The following is a 17,505-nucleotide window of genomic DNA, read 5'->3' as shown; positions in this document are numbered from 1 at the left end:
CTACGTTTTTTGTCTTAAGGCTACCAGAGGGCAGTAGCCCACATCAAAAGAAGACAACATCACGCGGCTACCGAAAACCGATTAAAGTGCTTGAATCATCATTCTGCTGCCATAGCCAACCCCCTGAAGCTTACTGCCTTTATTGCCAGACGACCCTCCCCTGTTGCCCTAATAGCCTTCTACCCGCTCACTACGGCTGTGGGAGCCGGAGTTACGGCAGAAAGATTCAGGGGGGCATTTCCAACAGCCGTGGCTCCGGCTAAGCAGCTGATATTTACGAGCTTACCTAGCTTTTTTCCCGGCCATCTCCGACAGGCATTCCGATAGGCGGCTGCTGCTCCCCCTTGCCATAGCGGTTAGTAGTCAGTTTCGTGCGGGGCAAGCGAGTAAGCGGCCAGGCAGGCATCAGCGGCCAGCGCAATGTAGTGGTGGCGCTGACGGCTTTCCTGTTCGAGCCACAGCTCGCAATAGAAATTGCCGAGGCAATAGAGTTCGATGCTGTAGTTGTGGTGCCAGCGCTGGTTGAAATAAGTGGCGTATTGGTTGAAGTACAACTGCTGCCTCTGGTAGGGCAGCTGCTGGAATTGAGCAGCGGAAACAACTATCATGGGGAGAGCCATTTAAGACGTCCAAGTATAGCAATTGCCGGCCGGATTAGGCTTTCTTATAGCAGCGGGGGAGGATAAAATCACCCTAAGAACGTGTTTGGGAATTAGGCGAGCAGATTTAAGCATAAGGTTATGTTGGCAAGTAGCAGCTAAGTGAGCTGATGGCGAGAGGCATGGTCGTGGTCGAGGGCTAAACGGCGAAAAAAAATGCCCGCCAGGGAAAGGTAGACTCGACGACTCAGCGGTGGGCCACGGGCACGAAGGCTTGGGTGGTGGTGGGGGGCGCTGGCAACCTTATGGCGCAGGCGCAATGCGGGCAGGTGGCCGGCAAAACAGCCCCGATACGCCGCGTCGGTGAGCAGGTTTGGCGAGCGCGCCGCCCACCAGGGCCGGTACGCGAGCAAGCCCACTGCCCACGGCTGTCGTGCTGGTGAGCCGCGTGTACGTGCGTGGACCAGATGCGCCCGCCCGAATTGGTCAGCATCTGACGTTTACGGCCATTGAGGTGCTTGCCCCCATCTACGCCCCAGTATTCGAAGGTGCGCGGGGAAAGCTTGACGCGCTGCCTGACGGCGCAGCCCAGCGCGGGGAAAGCTTCGCATCCTTCCCGCAGGCGGTCCAGGGTAGTGAACACCGTGTTCAGGCGCTACCACAAGCCACTTTTCTGCCAGCGGTAGAAATACTAGCAGACTGCCCCATTGGCAGCCCGTGCGGCAGACGTAGAGGAAGGCATGGAAGACGCAAGCGCCAACGCCATTGCACCGGCAGCAGCAACTGAATAACTTGCCACTGCAAGTCAGGGAGGGGTTGATAGCCGTCCACCATCATGTAGCCTGGAGCCTCGGAACTACAACTCGCTGACTCGTTTTTATTCAGGCTCCATCCCAATTCCCCAACACGCGCTGATAATGAAGTACTACTATTTCCTATTGCTCTGCCTTTTTTCTATTGCGGGCAACAGCCAATCCCTGAAAAAGGTGGAAAGAAGCTATGCCTTTCGGGGGGTGAACGTGGTGGATGTACAAGCGGGATCAATCGTAGCCAACACCACTGTGCTGGTCAGAAACGGTAAGATTGTGGAAGTTGGGCGCAACAAGCAAAAGTTGCCCAAGGGTACGGTGGTGCTTGATGCGCAAGGCAAATTCGTTATGCCCGGCATGTACGACATGCATGCCCATTTTCCCAACGTAGATGGCGAACCGTTTCCCGTTGACGACTACCTGTTTCTCAACCTGTCGCGGGGTATCACCTCCCTGCGGGTCATGCGGGGAGCGCCGGTCGTGTTGGATTGGAAACAAAAGATCCAGAACGAAGACGTAATCGGGCCTTCTCTTTTTGTTGGTTCTCCCGCACTAGTGGTAGACGAAAAATTGCAGAAGCAAGATCTACGTACGCTCTTGGAAGGATACCAGCATGATGGTTACGATTTTATCAAATACCTCGGCGGAAACAACCAGGCTGTTTATGACTCCATCAACAAAATCGCGAAACGGATCGGCATAAAAGTCGCCGGTCATGGCCCCCCCATGGGCCTGGAGGCAGCCGTAAACGCGAGTCAGTCGTCGGTGGAGCACATCGAGCCCTTCATCGGTCTTTATTTATACGACAGCACGCGCTATGCCACCGCAATGAACACGTTTGTGGAGAAAGGATTATGGTCGTGTCCCGACCTGTACTGGTATCTGATATATGGTTATCAAATTCCGAAGCCGAAGTTGCTGACCTCTCCCGGTATCGAATATGTTTCGAAAGACATGGTAGCCCGCTGGGAAAAAGACCTGTATGGCATCGATAGCGCCGCCCTCAAACGAAAGTACGATAGCTATTCCTTGCGGATAAATGCGTACAAAAAATTGTTATCGCACAAGGAAGGACAGGGCGTCAAACTGTTGGTGAGTCCCGGCGATGGCGCGTTTATTATTCCCGGGTACAGCTATCTGGAAGAAATGAAACTGTTTGCACAGAGTGGCATCAGTAACGCAAACATCCTGCGAGCGTGTACCTATAACGCTGCCCAGTATTTCGGAGATGATAACCTGGGCAAAATTGAAGCGAATCAAAGTGCCGATATCGTTTTGCTCGACGCGAATCCATTGCTCGACATTACAAATGTCACGAAGATCAGTGGTGTAATGGTTCGCGGCCGGTGGTTCTCCAAAAAGGAACTAGACGAGAAATTGTCGGCGATAAAAAAGAAATACACTAACTGACAGCGCATGCGTAATTACACGCACCATTCATTTGTAAGAGCGTGTTAGGGAATTCAGACCCGATTAAGCAACATGGTGCTGTTGGCCAGTAATAGCCAAGCAACATGGCTGGCAGGGGCAAACTCGTAATCAACGACCCCGCGGCGGACCGAAGGCGTAGAAGTGCGCGACCAGGATCCAGCCTGGCTCTCGCCCGCCCGCTACGAGCACATCAACTGGTCGAGCAAGTACACCTTCCCAGCTAGGTGGAAGTACAGCCCAACACACTGGGCAGCCTGCGAAAGCCATCGGAAGCAGACCTGATGGGCGCTTAGAGTCATTTTATCCCCCTGCTGCTATAAGAAGGCCAATTAACACCGCGGCTGGCAGGCCGTGCGCCGGCCGCAGGGCTGGCAGCCAGGCTGGCTTCTAACCTACCCAAACACGAAAATGGCCACCCGGTAGCGGGCGGCCTTTTTCGTGTTTGGGTAGCACTCCGGGCTAGCGGGTGAGCATGAGGCGGGTTTGCAGCGGGGCCGCCGCACCCGGGCCCGTGCCAATGACGCGCAGTAGGTAAAGGCCGGCGGGCAGGTGAGCCGGCAGCCGCAGGGGCAGCTGCTCGGCGTTAGTGGCCGCACGCAGCGGCTGCCGGTGGTGGATACGGCCGGTGGCGTCGAGCAGCTCCAAGCGCAGGGCCTGGCCGGCGCGGCCGCGCAGCGTGAGCGTGAGCGGGGCGCCGGCGTAAGCTGGGTTGGGGGCCACAGAAAGGCCCGCGGGCAGCGCCGCACTGCCGGCCGGGGCCAGGGCCACGACATGGCTGTAGTGGGCGCGGCCGTCGAGGTCAACCTGACGCAGGCGGTAGTACAGGGCACTGGCGCCACCGACCGGCGGCGAGTCGAGAGCCACGTAGCTGTGGGCGCTGGTAGTAGTGCCGGCGGCGGGCACGGTGGCCACGGTGGTGAAGGAGCGCGCGTCGGGGGAGCGCTGCAGCTGGAACTCGCGGGCATTGACCTGCTGGGCGGTACTCCAGCGCAGGCGCACGCCGGTGGCCGTGCGCTCCCCGCTGAAAAAGAGCAGCGTAACGGGCAGCGGAGCCTCGGGGGCGGCCGGGCGGGCCAGCTCGTAGGATGTGGCCACGCGCAGGCCGTCGAGTAGCATGGGCGATTGGCCGGCGCTCTGGCGCAGGGCCACGGAGCCAATGTTGGTAGGGGCCGTGCTAGCGGCTTCCGTGCTCACGGCGTCGGCCTGGGCGGGCTCGGTGGCGGCGGGCGGGTTGACGTAGAGGCGGGTTTCGGTGCCGGCCGGGCCAAAGCTGTAGCGCAGCGTGAGCAGGTAAGTGGCGTTCTCGTCGTACTCGGTGGGCGCGAAGGTAGCGGTACCGGAGCTGCCGCTGATGCCAAACTGCAACTTGCCGGCGGTGGCGGCGGCCTTCACGAAGACGCGGGCCCGGAAGGCGCTGCCGATGGGGTCGGGTCCCAGGTGCAGGAAGTACTCGGCACTTTTGGCCTGGCTGACGTTGACCAGCACCGAGACATAGACGGGCGTGCCGGGCGCCTGGCTTTCGAAGGTGCGGTTGACATCCTCGCCCGTGGCCGTAAGGGCCGCGGCCGGCCCGTCAGCCGGGCTGTAGTCGTCGTAGGACAGTCCCGCGGCGGCGCTTGCTCTAATGGCATTGCTGCCGCCGCCGCTATGTGCGCTCCAGCCGTGGGCGGTAAGCAGCTCGCCGGCCGGGTAGGTGAAGTCGTCGGTGAGCAGCAGGCCGGCCGGCGGGCTGGGCGTGGTGAGCGTGAGGCGGCCGGGGGGGGCCGAGAGCAGGTAGTTCTCGGCCCCGGCCGTGTTGTTGTCATTGTAGTCATAAACGGCGAAGCTGTACTCAGTACCGGGGCTCAGGCCGGAAACGGTAACCGCAGTCTTAACTCCGGCCAGCACCACGAACGTGCCGGGGGTAGGCTGGGCACCCTGGCCGAACACGGCGCTGGCGGGATAGGTCGTCGCGTCGGTGGGCTGGGCGGCCAGGTCGGGGCCCTGGATGACGAGCAGCAGGTGTTTGGCGCCATTGCCGCCGCTGAGCGTGATGAGTACATCGCGGGGGGTGAGGTTGCCGGCCGTGAGCGTGGGGTTCTGGGTGGGCTCGTCGGCCAGCGGGACGGGCAGGGTGGTGAAGCTAATCTGGGGGCCGTAGGAGGTGCCGGCGCTGGTGGTGGCGTAGGTGCGGGCGTAATAAAGTGTGTTGGGGGCCAGGCCGGACAGGGCGCTGGTGAACGTGCTGGTGCCCTCTCCGGCCTGGGTGAACTCGTCCTCGGCCAGCGTGGGGGCTGGGCTCAGGCCATAGACTACGCCGCGGGCCGTCACGGCACTGCCGCCGTCGGTGGCAATCGTGCCACCGCTGGTGGCCGTGGTGGCCGTCAAGGCCGTAGCCGGGGCCGTGGCGCTGATGGTGGCCGGGTAGATGGGCGCCACGCCGGTACCCGACACGTCAATGCCGGGGGCAGTGGGCAAGTCGGGGCTGGCAACGGCCAGCATGGTGGCGTAGGCCTGGGCCACGGTGGGCGTGAAGCGCACGTCGAACGAGGCGCTGAGCGTGCCGCCGCCGGGCATGAAGGTGAGGGCGCAGCAGCTGAAGGCCCCGGTGCCGGTGCGGATTTCAAAGCCGGGAGGCGGGGTGATGGTGACGGGCTGGCTGAGGTTGGTGCTCGACACGCTCACGGTCTGGGCGGCTGAAGCCCCGCCGACGGCTACCCGGCCGAAGTCGGGCACGGGCGCTGGCAAGAAGCTGAGCGTGGGCTGGGCCACCGTAGTGGTGATGGCAACCGGGGTGCTGGTGGCCACCACGCCGCCGCAGCTGCTGGTGGCGCGGGCCACGAGGTAGTAGGTGCCGGCGGGGCCAAAATCAGCGCCGCGGGGCGTGTAGGTGGCGGGCGTGGCCCCGCTGATGGCCGTGGTGAAGGGGCCGGTGGCGCTGGTGGCATATAGCCAGGCAAAGGCTGAGGCGGCGGCGGGCGTGGCCGTGAGCGAAGTACCCTGGCCAGTGGCCACAAAGCTTTGGGCGGCAGCGGGGCTGATGCTGACGCTATTCCTGGTCGGAGCCGGGTTGAGCGTCAGGTCGCTCATGTTAGCCGTGCCGGTGGCGGCGGCGTTTACAACCCGGATGCGGTAGCCATTGCCGGCGGGCGTGGCGGTGGGGATGGTGGCCGAAAGTGGGGAGCCCGAGCCCGAGCCGATGAGGTTCTGGGTGGGGTCGGCAGCAAACAGGCCGTTGGCGTTGGAGAGCTGGGCGCTGAACGTGCCGGTGAGCGTGCCCGTGCTGGTAAAAGGCACGGACACGGCTGCGCCGGCAGTTGGCACGCAAAAGGGGCTGCCGGTGATGGTGCCGGTGGTGATGGTGGGCGTAATGGGGGTGGTCGACGTACTGGCCGTGAGCACCAAGTTATCGAGGGCCAGGCCATGGGAATTGGAGCCGCCGCCGCTGCCCACGTACGACCAGCGCAGGTAGGCAATGGCATTGGGGGCCAGGTTCAGATCGGAGAGCGTGAGGCTTTTGGCCGTGGTAGCCGGGGGATTGACGGGCGTATTGGCAGCAGCGGCGGGAAAGTTCTGCGAGCCGGCCGGTACTTCCGTCCAGGTGGTGCCGTCGGGGCTGGTGAAGAACTGCCAGTCAAAGGCCCGGCTGCCGGTGCGGTACTGCTCAATATCGAAGCTGATGGCCAGGCTGGCGATGGGGCTGCCGGTGGTATTTTTAGCCGCCAGCAGAATATGCAGCGGCGAGCCGTAGCCGCCCGAGGTCAGAAAGCCCAGGGCCCGGTCGGTGCTGGTGGCCGTCACGCCGGACGCGAAGTTATAGGTGCCGCCGGTCGAGCTACCGGTAACGGCCCCGGCGCCGGACGAGCCGGCGGCCTGGGTGGTGGCCGTAAAGTTGGCCGCAGCATTATACTCCGGCAGGGCTGCCTTGCTGAGCTGAAAGCCGGTGGGAACAGCGGCCGTGGCCGATTTGCCGAGGGTGCTGAACTCGGTAGTAACGGGCGTGGTAGAGGGTAGCAGTAGCTGGGCCCGGACCGGGCTTAGCAGGCCGGTTGCAAGCAGCAGCGTTAGCATCGTCAGCAGCGGGGCAGGCGGAAAGGTAAAGCGGGGCATGGCGGCAAAGAACAGACGGACGGAAACGGAAAGGGCGGCGGCGGGCAGCGGAGGGCGGCTCATTGCGTCGGGCCGTTATCGACCTGGGCTTCCACCACCTGCTGCACGCTTAGGGGCAGGGCCGAGAGCAGGTCGAGGCCGGTGGCGGCCTCGATGGCGTCGACGCTCACGCGGTACTGGCCCCAGTTGGAATTGATGCCGTTGTCGTTGGGCGTGTCGATGGCGATGATGCGGGTGGCGGCCGACACGCGGCTCACGTCGGCGTTGCCCATGGGCAGCACCACGAGCACCTTCCAGACCCGGTTGGGGACGGTGATACGACCCTGGTCGAGGGTGGTCTTGAAGCCGGCCGAACCGGTTCCGCCCTGGCCGTAGGAGCCCATGATGATATAGATTTCGTTGCCCTGGTCGAGCAGGATCCGGCCGTAGTTTTCGAGATTGGCCCAGGTGCGCTGGTTGTTGTTGGGCGCCTGCGGAATCATGTTGCTCATCAGGAAGGTGGCCGAGTTGTCAGCCACGGAGCTGGTGCGGTCGGCTGAGGGGCAGTTGTGGCCGCGGTCGAAGCCCGAGCCCGAGTAGCTGCTCGCCCCCACCTGGTACCAGCCGGCGGGTAGCGTGTTGTCGGGTCGGAAGTCGTCCTGCCGGGGGGCAGAGCCGCGCCACACGGGGGCCAGATACCAGCTCACCCAATTGGGCGTTCCCCGGTCGCGGTGGTAAGAAATGGCGAACTGGGGCTTTTCAAGCAGGTAGTTAGTGGGCTGGTTGACGTCGGCAGTGGCCCCTGAGGGGTTGCCCATGGTCAGGTGCTGGTTGTCGGCAGCCGTGGGCTGAGGCGGCACCACGCCGAAGGGGGCGACGGTGAAGTTGTCGAGGTTGAGTCGGGCGGCGGCGCCGGACACCTTGCGCAGCTCGAAGCGGATGGGGCCGGACACGTTGACGGCGAACGTGGCCGTCTGCAGCGTGAGCGTGGTGGCAATAACCGGGTCGGCCACGCGCAGCCAGCTGGTGCAGTTGCAGGCCTGCGACTGGTACCACAGCTCGAAGCCGCTGCTGGCGTCGGTGGCGAACAGCGCATGCTGGATGGTAACGGTGCTGGCGCCATCGGGCAGGAAGAACTCCATGGTCAGCCGGCCCGTCTGCTGCAGGCGGGCGGCCTGGGCACCGGCGCGGTGGTCGTCGGGGTCGGCGCCGAGCAGCGCGTCGGTGAAGGTCCAGGTGCCGGTGGCCAAGTTGACGGTAGCGACCGGGTAGCTGGTTTTGGTGCCCGAATCAAAGGATTCGGTGGTGGTGGTCTGGGCCAGGGCGACGGAGGACGTCAGGCAGAGGCCCGCCAGCAGCACCCGCCGCAGGGTGAGCCGGGTGGAGAGCAGAATGCGCATTCAGCGAGGAACGAGAAGTGAGTGAGCGGCCACAGATATTGGCGGCAGCGAATATAGAGATTCGGCCGCCAGATAGCAGTACCCATTCTGTAATTTAACCACACCGTAATCCCAACAACAGTGGACTGATACTGAACTGGTTTGACCTGACCACCGTCTGCTGCTGCTACGGGGACTTTAGGATAGGACAAAGCCAGGAATTTACTTTATCAAAGAAATTGCAATCGGTCAAGACCAGCCAGTAGCTCCTCCCCCATCCGGCCGCAAGGCACAGACCGCTCAGCCCATTAGCGGGGGTGGTCGGCGGGTCTTAGAAACGCTGCACGTAACGGGCCGCAGCGACGTTGTCGATGAAGTAGGTGGCGTGGTGGGCCAGCGGGGCCTCATCGCCTTCCGAGAATAGAAAGTGCTTAGCGAGCCGGGTGCCTACCAACAGCGCCCTACTGAGATTGCCGTCAATCAATTTAATGGGTTGGCGCAGGTGGTTGGCGCCGCTTGGCTTGAGCGGGATAAGCACCGTCAGGTCCGAAATCCCGTCCGAACGCATGCTAATCTGGGTGGTGGCGTCGATCTTGTGTGGCGGCCCCCTGCTCACGGTGCTGGCTGACCTAGTAGGTACAACGAATGCACTTTTTCAAGCGCATTCGGTACAATGATGGCTTAAAACCACGTTTTATAAGCCGCTTCCGTGGCTATTGAGTGGCGGCCGGCTTCGCAGCAGACACCGCGCTTTATCAGCTGGCTAGGTACTCTTTCAGAATATAATCAGTGTTCACTAACTGCTTACTAGCTTTTGATTATCAATGAATTACCACGCTTTATAAGTCACCAATACTGGGTTATGCACCAACTAGCACGTTTTATAAGCGAAACCCAGGCCTACTATCGGTAATAACCCAGGGATTTTTCCCTCCCGGATGCCTGTTTAAGCTTTATGGGCAGTATTTGCTGGATTTTTTCTGTTTACTGCTTATCCCCGGGCCAGCTGACTACGGTGCCAAGAGTTTCAGTTGGCGCTTATAAAAGGTGCTAGTTGAGATCAAAACCGCTGCCTCGGCTTATGCACGCGCACGCTGCCCCCAGCGCGCGCGCCTGCCCCCACCGCCTAGCGGCGGGGCACCTTGGTATTTATCTTGACCACCGGCCTCGGGGCCGGCACCACGTCCGGGGCGGGGACCTTAGCGGTTTGGGTGGCCGGCAAAGCCTGGCGCGGGCCGGGCTGCGGGACGGCGGGCTTTATTTCAAGGCAGGCCTTAGCGGCATTAATCTGCACGGTGCCATCAAACTGCTGGCCCCCGTTGCCGCTGCTCATATTGGCTAAGGCCACTACTTTGCCCAGGCGCAAATCCTGGCTCTGCTCGGGCGTGAGCTTCACGCCCGCTACAGTGTCTTGGAGCCTCACCTGGTCTTGGGGCAGCACCACTAGTGTGTTCATGGCCTTATCCACGCCCACGTAGCCGTTGAACTCCCGGCCTTGCTCGTTTTTGAGGCCCTGGATTAGGCCGGCACTGCCTTCCGCTTCCAGCCGCTCGCGCTGCTCGGCCCCGATGGGTTGCCCGCCAATCTCGGCCGGGATTAGCAGCTTGGCCTGGGGCAATTCGAGTTTGAGTGTGGCCGTCCCGTCGGCCTCGCGGTGCAGCACCATCTTGCCCTCGAAGCGCACGGGCTCCCGCCCTTGCTCGCCCGCCACCTGCAGGCTAAGCAGGTCCGTCTTATGACCGCTGAGCAGCTTTTGCAGCTGCCCACTGCGCGCTAACTCGTCGACCTCCAGCCCCAGTGAGGTCAGCACCTGCTGCGGCACTTCTCCCGGCTCAAACAAGCGAGCTGCCGGAGCCGACACCGGCATCTCGCCAGTGGGGTTAGTGGCCTGCTCCCCCCCCCGACCGGGCCGGGGCGCCTGAGCATTCGCCTCTGCCCCTACCTCTGACGGCAACGGGGCCAGCTCGGGTTGAGCCGCTCCCGCCTGCCGGGTTAGGCGGGCCTGTAAGTGCTGGCGGGTGCGCTCATAGTCAACTTCCAGGTTCTGGCGGGTCTTGGGACCGCCGTTGAGGTGGGCGTAAAAGTTTTTCAGAAACGCCGACGCGGGGTTGCCGCTGGTATCGATGTCAAAAACACTTTTGCCGTCGCGGATAATTTGCTCCGTGGTTTTGCCCTGCTGCCGGGCCAGCTGCTGCACGCGCTGCTCGGCGGCGGACTGCTGCACCTGCTCCGGGACGGTGAGCGCGTGCTTTGGCACGGCCGAGAGCTGGGCGCTAAGTCCGTCCCACTGCCGGGCGCCAAACGCCTCACCCACCTGCTTGCTGCGCAGGGGCTCGTAGTCGTCATCATTGCCAACTTCCTGCCGTCGCCTGGCCGCCTGCTCGGGCATTTCCTGCACGGCGATGCCCTGTCCCACTTGCCGGAAGCCCTGCAACGCCGCCTCCAACTGCCCGAGCTTGTTGGACGCCGGATCATAGCTCACCTTAAACCCGCCGCTAAGCTTGCCCGCCGGGTCGCGATCGAGCTGCAGCGTGCCTACCGCTACGCCCGCGTCGCGGAGCTGGTCGAGGTAAGCCCGCATCTCCATCAGCGGGGCTACTTCGTGGCCTTTCTGCTGCCAGCTGATGCGCAGCTCGGCAGCTGGCGCCGGGCCAGCACTATGGGCAGGCGCTGATTCAGTGACTGGCACGGGAGAAACAGCAGGCTGCACGCGGCCTGGCTCCTCCCCTACCGGCGGGTGCGCCGGCTGCTCGGCCGCGCTGGCCGCCGCCGCTTTCTGCTTTCGAGCCTCAGCCCGCTGGGCCAGCATCTGCCGAACATCGGCGGCAAGCGGCGGCTGAGAGCTGCCCGAAACCCGCTGCGCCCCATCAGCGCCTCCGGTAGTTGGGACTGCCCCTTGTCGGAGTGGCGCAGCAAGCTTATTGCCAGCTAACTGCGCGGCGGGGCCCTTGGCCGGCTCGGGAGTCATATTCACTTCATCTTGCTCAGTCATAGGAGGAATGGGTAGGTGAATGAAAGCGGTCCTTCCGGCCCGCGCAGGCGTGGGTCGGAAGAGAATTCGACCTTGCAAACCTACCGGCCCTCACCAGGGCCGGGGCAGAAAGTTGACGAGCGGCCCAAAATGGACGACGAGCGGCGGCCCCGGCACACGAATGGCGTAGAGCTGGGGCGAGGGCCTCCCCCCACTTCCCACCAGTACTGCTCACCACCAGTCCCACTCCCCACCAGTCCCGCTCACTGTGTGCCCGGGCTTTATTTTTCAGCTTTCTGCTTGAGCAGGTGCCGCAGCGCCGGGTCGCGCCCAATGCGCAGCAGCTCGCGCGCGCAGAGGTCTTTGACGTCGGTTTTCACCCGGTTGAAGTTGGCCTTGATGATGTGCTCGGCTTCATCTTTACCGGTGGCCGGGTTGATAAAGCTGGTAATGTCAGGGATGGGCTGGTAGGCCTGCGCCTCCGCGGCCACGGCCTGCTGGTCGACCTGAATGCGGGCGTGAAACACCTTTTGCTCGATCTGTTCACCGAAGTTGTCGGCGACCGCGCCCACGAAGGTTCCCTGCGTCAGGTTGGCAATGGTGCTGACGGGAATCATGCTGTCCATCTGCGTGGAGAGGCTGGTACTGGTTTCGCGCATATTGATGCTCAGGCTCTGGCGCTGCTGCAGAATCCGGCCAAAGCGCTCGCTCAGCCACTTGCCGCTGTTGCCCGACACCTGCCCGCTCAGCACGTTGCCCACCGTGTTTTTGATGACTTCGGCTTCCTTCTGGCCATAGTCGCGCTCAAGCTGCGAGAAATCCTGGAAGCCCAGGCAGGTGCTCACCCGGTTGCTGCGGGCCGTGGCAATAAGGTTATCGAGGCCCTTAAAGTAGATGGTGGGCAGCTCGTCAATGATGAGCGAGGCTTTGCGCTTGCCCTTCTGGTTGACCAGCTTCACCAGCCGGGCATTATACAGGCCCAGGGCGGCCCCGTAGATGGCCTGCCGCTCGGGGTTGTTGCCCACGCACAACACCTTGGGCTCCTCGTTGCTGTTGATATCGAGCGTGAAGTCATTGCCCGACATGACCCAGTAGAGCTGCGGCGAAGCCAGGCGGCCGAGCGGAATGCGGGCGCTGGCAATCTGCCCTTCCAGCTGCTCAATCGCGTCCTTTTGAAAGGCGGAGACGAAGGGCTTGACCAGGTTTTCAATCTCTGGGTACGAGGCCAGCACCGGGAAAATCTCCTCGTAGTCGCGGCTCAGAAACTCGATGACGTGGGGAAAGGTGCAGTACTTACCCTGCTCAAACAGCTTCAAAAACCAGATGATGGCGGCCACGAAGTTGATGGGCGACTCCACAAAAAAGTCACCCTGCTTCTGAATCCAGCTCTTGTTGAGGTTGAGCATAATGGTCGATGCACTCTCGTAGGCATCGACGATGTCGGTCATCAGCTCGGGTAGCAACGGGTTGCAGCGGTGGCTTTTGCGCGGGTTGTCGAAGTTGATGACGTAGAAGCCCACCGGCTTATCAAACTTGTCCTGGTGGGCCAGCAGCGTGTTATAGCAGATGCGGCTCAGATCGTCAAACTTATAGTCGTAGATGTACATGCAGAAGCCCTTGGCCAGGTGCTGGCGGATGAACTCGTTGATAATGGCAAACGACTTGCCCGAGCCGGGCGTGCCCAGCACCATCGTGGCCCGGAACGGATTGACAATGTTGAGCCAGCCCTGCCGGCGCCTGCCGCGCAGCTGGTACTCCGTGCGCAGGTTAACCGAGTACTCGTTTTCCATCAGCCGCTCCTGCTGCGGAAAGCTCTCGTTATGCTTGTTGAAGATGTCGTTCATCAAGTCGTTGTTGAACAGCCGGCTCAGCCAGGCTCCGGCGCTGAGCAGCAGCAGAAACCCCGCCGCTACTAGCCCCGCGTAGAGCGCCGTCGTCAGCCCTAGGCCCAGTGGGAACCGGCGCACTAGATCCGAGCCGTAGAGCAGCGCCAGCCCCGCGGCCGCGGAGGCTGCTACCGAGCTGCCCCGAAGGTTTTCATTGGCCCTGCCCCGCGTGCCGAGGCAGCTGAGCAGCAGAAAGACTAGGGCCAGCGTCTTGCTCACCCAGCTGGCTTTGAACAGAAAGGTGTTGTGGGTGAAGCTGTCCAGCAACTGCTTGACTACGGCCGGCGTCCAGCCCAGGGCCTGGAAGTAGCCAAAGCAGTAATAGTAGATATTAACGCCCAGCACCACGATGGCAAACAGGCGCATGAACTCCATGATTTTCCGTAACCCTTTCTCATCTTCCATTGCCCGAAACGCTTGGTGAATCGACCAACTTACCCTCGCCGGCAGCAGCCGGCGAGCACTATTTGACGAGCGGCTCAAAGTCTGTGGTGAGCCGCACGCTGGGCACACGAATGATTTGCCGCAGGAGTTTAAAACCAAGCAACCAAGCCTTACCAGGTAGGCTCTACCAGGTAGGCTCTACCGGGCAGGCTCTACCGGGCAGGTCCTTTCCGGCGCGCGCGTTGCGGGGTCTGCGCGCGGCCGGGCTTTGAGCTCGCCTCTGGCGCGGAGATACTGGATGTGTTGGCTAGCGGCGGACCGGCAGTGGCCGGCGTGGCCGGCTGGACGGGCGCGGCCAGGGCCTGGCGGATCTGGGCGCCTTTGTAGCCCACCTGCTGCCCACGCAGGGCGATGCCGTCGACTTCAAAGCGCACGCCGCGCAGAATGCCGCCCTTATCATGAGTGAAGCGAACGGAGATGCGCGCCTTCTGCAAGTGTAAAGCCAGCCACTGCTCCCCTCCCCTATCAGGATGGCTCAGTAAGCGCAGCAGCACCCGGCTTACCAGCTCGCGGGCTGCCTGCGTGGCCGGGTCCGGGTCCGGCAGCAGAATGCGCTGCCGCTCGGGCAGGGGCGCCATGCCCAGCTCCTGGCTTATCTGCCGGGTGATGGCCGGCTGGCGATAGAAATTATTGTCCGTCCGCAGGGCCGCTCCGCCATCAATCGGCACCCGATTGAGGTAGATGTGAATGTGGGCATGCTCCTTGTCGCGGTGCTCATACACCACCACTTGGTGGCGGTCAACGGGCGCGCCAATCAAGGCGCAGTAGCGCTTGGCAGCTGCGACTTTCTGCTCCTGGCTTACCCGCTCCCCTGCTTTCCAGGAGAGCACTGTATGCCACACGGGTTTCTGAATCTTTTTGCTGCGGGCTGCCATTGCCTGCATATCCTGGGCCATCTGTTTGGGGCTGCCTGGAATTACGTTGGCCACCACCAGCAACGGGGCCTGCCCCGGCAATTTACCCCGCCCCTGTCGCAGGCCGGCACCATACGTTAGGGCCCCTTCAAAGTCTTTTCCCGTGATGGTTTTGGCAATCATAGCAAGTGGGCTCTTAGGATGGCAAGCGCTTTTAGCAGCTGAGGCTCGTGGCCCTCAAGTGACTTGCCGGCCTTGGCTAACTGGGCGAGTTGATGCAAGTCGGTCCCTATTCCGACTAGCTGCCGCCGCAGCTCTGGTGAGATGCTTTCCTTCACCTCTACCCCGCGGCCTACATCGCGCAAATAAGCGGACACTTTTTGGTAACCAGCCGCTTTGGCTTTGTCCTGCAATTCTTGCTTTTCGTCCGGACTCACTCTTACATCAATGCGCAGCGTACGGAGAAAGTCAGCAGGTTTGTCAGTGAGTTCGTTTACTTCCATGGTGAGACGGCAGACATGGGCCTGCAGCGTTTAGGCTAAAGTAGCTTTAATTCTTTGAGATCTCCTGCTTGTACGCTAATCTATGAGTTTGAGCAATTGAAGCTAATGATTTTGTCGCACATGGGCTAAGTACTTACTACTCTTTGTCCGGACAATGACATGGCTTGCTAGACGACGAACGAGTGCAGGGAACGAGCTCCTTGAACGGTGTTAGGACTAGAATCGATTTGCTTCATTGCTTCAATGATTTTTAGAAGCTCTGAAGCAATATAAACACGATCTGATTGGCTTAATGGCACCTTCTTCATGGGATTGATTCGACTAATAAAATGCCACTTCTTTTGCTTCGACGCTTCGCCTTATCTACGCTTCACCGCTTCGTTGATTTTTTACTTCTATGCTTCAGCGATTTAACGCTTCAACAGGAACAAAAGTCACGCAATCCTATTATCCACTTTACGCTTCAACAGCACAGTGCTTCAGCGCTTCAAGACTGCAGCGCTGGATGCTAAATTTACATTGAATCATTGCTTCATTGATCTTCTGCTTCAATATTTCAGTGCTTCGCTAATTAAGAGAGGGTTAGCGCTTCGTAGCTTCATTACTTCGTTGCTTCAGCGCATCATCACCGCATTGCATCATCGCATCGGATCTTCATTACATGGTCGAAGCGCTGCTTCTAAGCTTCGCATCATCTCTGCTTCATTGATGCACCGAAGCGATACGTCAATGAATCGTTGATACAAAATTTCGTTGAATCAATGATATGCTGCTTCGAAGCTTCTCCGAAGTGTAGCACTTTTGCTTCTTTGCGATGGCGTCTCGAAACATCACTGAAATATCGCTTCACTATTCCTGTGCTACATCGAAGTAATGAATCTATGATGTCTAGAAGCAGCGAAGCGTTGCTCCAATTTTCTATTTATATTGCCCCCGGATACAATCCCTGCCTACCATGAAAAACAATCCCCGCGTAATTGCTTTTGCCACTCAAAAAGGAGGGGCTGGCAAGTCGACCATCGGGACGCATGTGGCCTCAGCGCTTTGTTACCTCTACGGGTACAAGGTGGCCATGCTCGACTGTGATTACCCTCAGAACACACTGCATGCCTACCGTTCCCATGAGCAGGGCCTGCTGCAAAGCGATGTGGCTTTTCAGGAGCGCCTGATCAAGCAGGGCATCACGCCCTACCCGATTGCGATTTCCAGCATGGAAAAGGCCGTGGATGCAATCGATACGCTGGCCCAGTCCGACTACGACTTCATTCTAGTCGATACGCCCGGCACGGTCAACGTCACGGGCCTTTCCGAGCTGCTCGAGCGGGTTGACTACATTTTCCTGCCCATGGAGCCGGATATGGGCACGATTGCCTCCACCATGTCCTATATGCACATCCTGGGCAACTTCACCCAGGCGCAGCGGCCGGAGTCGAACCTAGTGGGCTTCTACGCATTCTGGAACAAGTTCATCAAGGCCGAAAAGCGCACGGCCTATATCAAAACCGAGGCCCTGTTCCGGGAGAAAGGCTACCCCTTGCTCAACAGCCGGGTGGAATCGCTGGTGAGCATCAAGGAAAAGCGCTCCACGATGTTTCCCATGTCGGAAAAGGAGCTGGGCAAGCTGGGCCTGGGCAGCCTGATTACCGAGATGCTGGCGCTGGTAGTTGGCGCGGGCAGTAAGACCCCTTCAGGTAAACGCATCAAGTTCACGCCGGTAGAATACGAGCAAACCACGCCTGCCGCGGCGACTACCGAGCTGGACGAAACCACCAAATAACTTCCTGCTATCATGGCCAAGAAAACACCAGAGTCGAAAGAGGACGCGGCAGCCCGTCGGCAGCGCGAATTAGCCGCCCTCACTTCGGGCGTCGCCGCCTTCAGCCTAATGGGAGCCCCTGCCCAGCCCGAGCAGCCGCAGCCCGCTGCCCCCACGCAGGTGGCGCAACCAGCCGCCCCCACGCCAGTGGCCTCAAAGCCGGTTAACTCAAAGCCGGCTAACTCAAAGCCAGTGGCCTCAAAGGCCGTAGTGCAGCCGCCGCAGCCCGCAGTTACGTCAGCCCCCGTTGCCGTTGCAGCAGCTAGCCCGGCCGGTGGGGCAGGGCAGGAGCCGGAAGAGGAACCTGAAACCGCCATCAAGCCGAGTGCTGCAGCGGCAGGGGGGGAGCCAGAAGATGAGCTGGATGAGCTGGATGAGCTGGATGAATCGCAGCAGCAGCAGCAGCAGCAGCAGTCCTCGGAAGCGGAGGCTTCTTTGCCGGCAGAAGGCGCCGAGCTAGACTTAGCTCAGCTGTTTGTGCCCTCAGCGGAAAAGAAGGGCACGACGCTGCGCATCACGGCCGACCACCAGCAGTTCTTCACCCAGATTGGCTTCCTGCTGGGAGCGGGTGCTTCGGCGCCGGACATCGTGCATAACATTCTGACTCGCTTCCGGGCCGACCATGAAGCGCAGATTCAGAAAGCGCTCAAGAAGAAGATGCGCCTGATGCTCTCATCCAAGAAGTAACGTGGGCCTGACCAGTTACCCTAACTGGTCAGGCCCACGTTACTAGCTAGTCGTTGGC

12 protein-coding genes are annotated in these 17,505 nt (G+C 60.9%); 4 read left to right on the top strand and 8 right to left on the bottom strand.

The annotated features are described in order from the left end of the window. Positions 1-356: 356 nt before the first annotated feature. Positions 357-608 carry a hypothetical protein gene (locus BMY67_RS16495; RefSeq protein WP_092773705.1) on the bottom strand — a complete coding sequence of 84 codons (252 nt, stop codon included), beginning with the start codon at positions 606-608 and terminating at the stop codon, positions 357-359. 908 nt (positions 609-1,516) lie between these two features. On the opposite strand from BMY67_RS16495, the gene BMY67_RS16490 reads away from it, so the two are divergent. Continuing rightward, complete coding sequence (locus BMY67_RS16490; protein WP_092773703.1) at positions 1,517-2,818, top strand: amidohydrolase family protein; 1,302 nt, start codon at positions 1,517-1,519, stop codon at positions 2,816-2,818. 480 nt (positions 2,819-3,298) lie between these two features. Here the strand turns inward: BMY67_RS16490 and BMY67_RS16485 are convergent, their stop codons facing one another. The 4 genes from BMY67_RS16485 to BMY67_RS16470 all read right to left on the bottom strand — a co-directional run bounded on the left by BMY67_RS16485 (position 3,299) and on the right by BMY67_RS16470 (position 10,975). Beyond that, positions 3,299-6,928, bottom strand: a complete 3,630-nt coding sequence (locus BMY67_RS16485; protein WP_177189891.1) for a hypothetical protein — start codon at positions 6,926-6,928, stop codon at positions 3,299-3,301. Between the two features lie 59 nt (positions 6,929-6,987). Beyond that, positions 6,988-8,307 carry a DNA/RNA non-specific endonuclease gene (locus tag BMY67_RS19665; protein ID WP_245745072.1) on the bottom strand — a complete coding sequence of 440 codons (1,320 nt, stop codon included), beginning with the start codon at positions 8,305-8,307 and terminating at the stop codon, positions 6,988-6,990. A gap of 310 nt (positions 8,308-8,617) precedes the next feature. After that, a complete protein-coding gene (locus tag BMY67_RS16475; protein ID WP_143069875.1) occupies positions 8,618-8,854 on the bottom strand; it encodes a hypothetical protein in 237 nt (78 codons plus the stop codon). 558 nt (positions 8,855-9,412) lie between these two features. Beyond that, positions 9,413-10,975 (bottom strand): DUF3945 domain-containing protein, encoded by a 1,563-nt coding sequence (locus tag BMY67_RS16470; protein WP_177189890.1) that lies wholly within the window; start codon positions 10,973-10,975, stop codon positions 9,413-9,415. A gap of 48 nt (positions 10,976-11,023) precedes the next feature. Here BMY67_RS16470 and BMY67_RS19410 point away from each other — a divergent pair, with 48 nt between their 5' ends. Beyond that, entirely contained in the window at positions 11,024-11,218 is a 195-nt protein-coding gene (locus BMY67_RS19410) for a hypothetical protein (RefSeq protein WP_177189889.1), read from the top strand. 320 nt (positions 11,219-11,538) lie between these two features. On the opposite strand, the gene mobC is transcribed toward BMY67_RS19410, so the two are convergent. From mobC to BMY67_RS16455, 3 genes are all read right to left on the bottom strand, one after another. Continuing rightward, the gene (gene mobC, locus BMY67_RS16465; protein WP_092773695.1) at positions 11,539-13,548 is read right to left on the bottom strand and encodes a conjugal transfer protein MobC; all 2,010 of its coding nucleotides are present in this window, start codon (positions 13,546-13,548) and stop codon (positions 11,539-11,541) included. A gap of 191 nt (positions 13,549-13,739) precedes the next feature. Next, on the bottom strand, positions 13,740-14,624 hold the full coding sequence (locus BMY67_RS16460) for a relaxase/mobilization nuclease domain-containing protein (RefSeq protein WP_092773693.1): 885 nt from the start codon (positions 14,622-14,624) through the stop codon (positions 13,740-13,742). Beyond that, positions 14,621-14,944 carry a plasmid mobilization protein gene (locus BMY67_RS16455; RefSeq protein WP_092773690.1) on the bottom strand — a complete coding sequence of 108 codons (324 nt, stop codon included), beginning with the start codon at positions 14,942-14,944 and terminating at the stop codon, positions 14,621-14,623. Before BMY67_RS16455 ends, BMY67_RS16460 begins: the two co-directional genes overlap by 4 nt. Before the next feature lie 955 nt (positions 14,945-15,899). Between BMY67_RS16455 and BMY67_RS16450 the strand changes: the two genes are divergently transcribed. Both BMY67_RS16450 and BMY67_RS16445 read left to right on the top strand, forming a co-directional pair. Beyond that, the gene (locus BMY67_RS16450) at positions 15,900-16,721 is read left to right on the top strand and encodes a ParA family protein (RefSeq protein ID WP_092773688.1); all 822 of its coding nucleotides are present in this window, start codon (positions 15,900-15,902) and stop codon (positions 16,719-16,721) included. A gap of 12 nt (positions 16,722-16,733) precedes the next feature. Further along, positions 16,734-17,447, top strand: coding sequence for a hypothetical protein (locus BMY67_RS16445; protein WP_092773685.1), 714 nt, complete (start codon positions 16,734-16,736; stop codon positions 17,445-17,447). The last annotated feature ends 58 nt before the right edge of the window (positions 17,448-17,505 follow it).

Source organism: Hymenobacter actinosclerus (assembly GCF_900111515.1).
In the GTDB taxonomy this organism is placed as follows: Bacteria; Bacteroidota; Bacteroidia; order Cytophagales; family Hymenobacteraceae; genus Hymenobacter; species Hymenobacter actinosclerus.
This window is presented reverse-complemented; position numbering and strand designations above follow the sequence as displayed.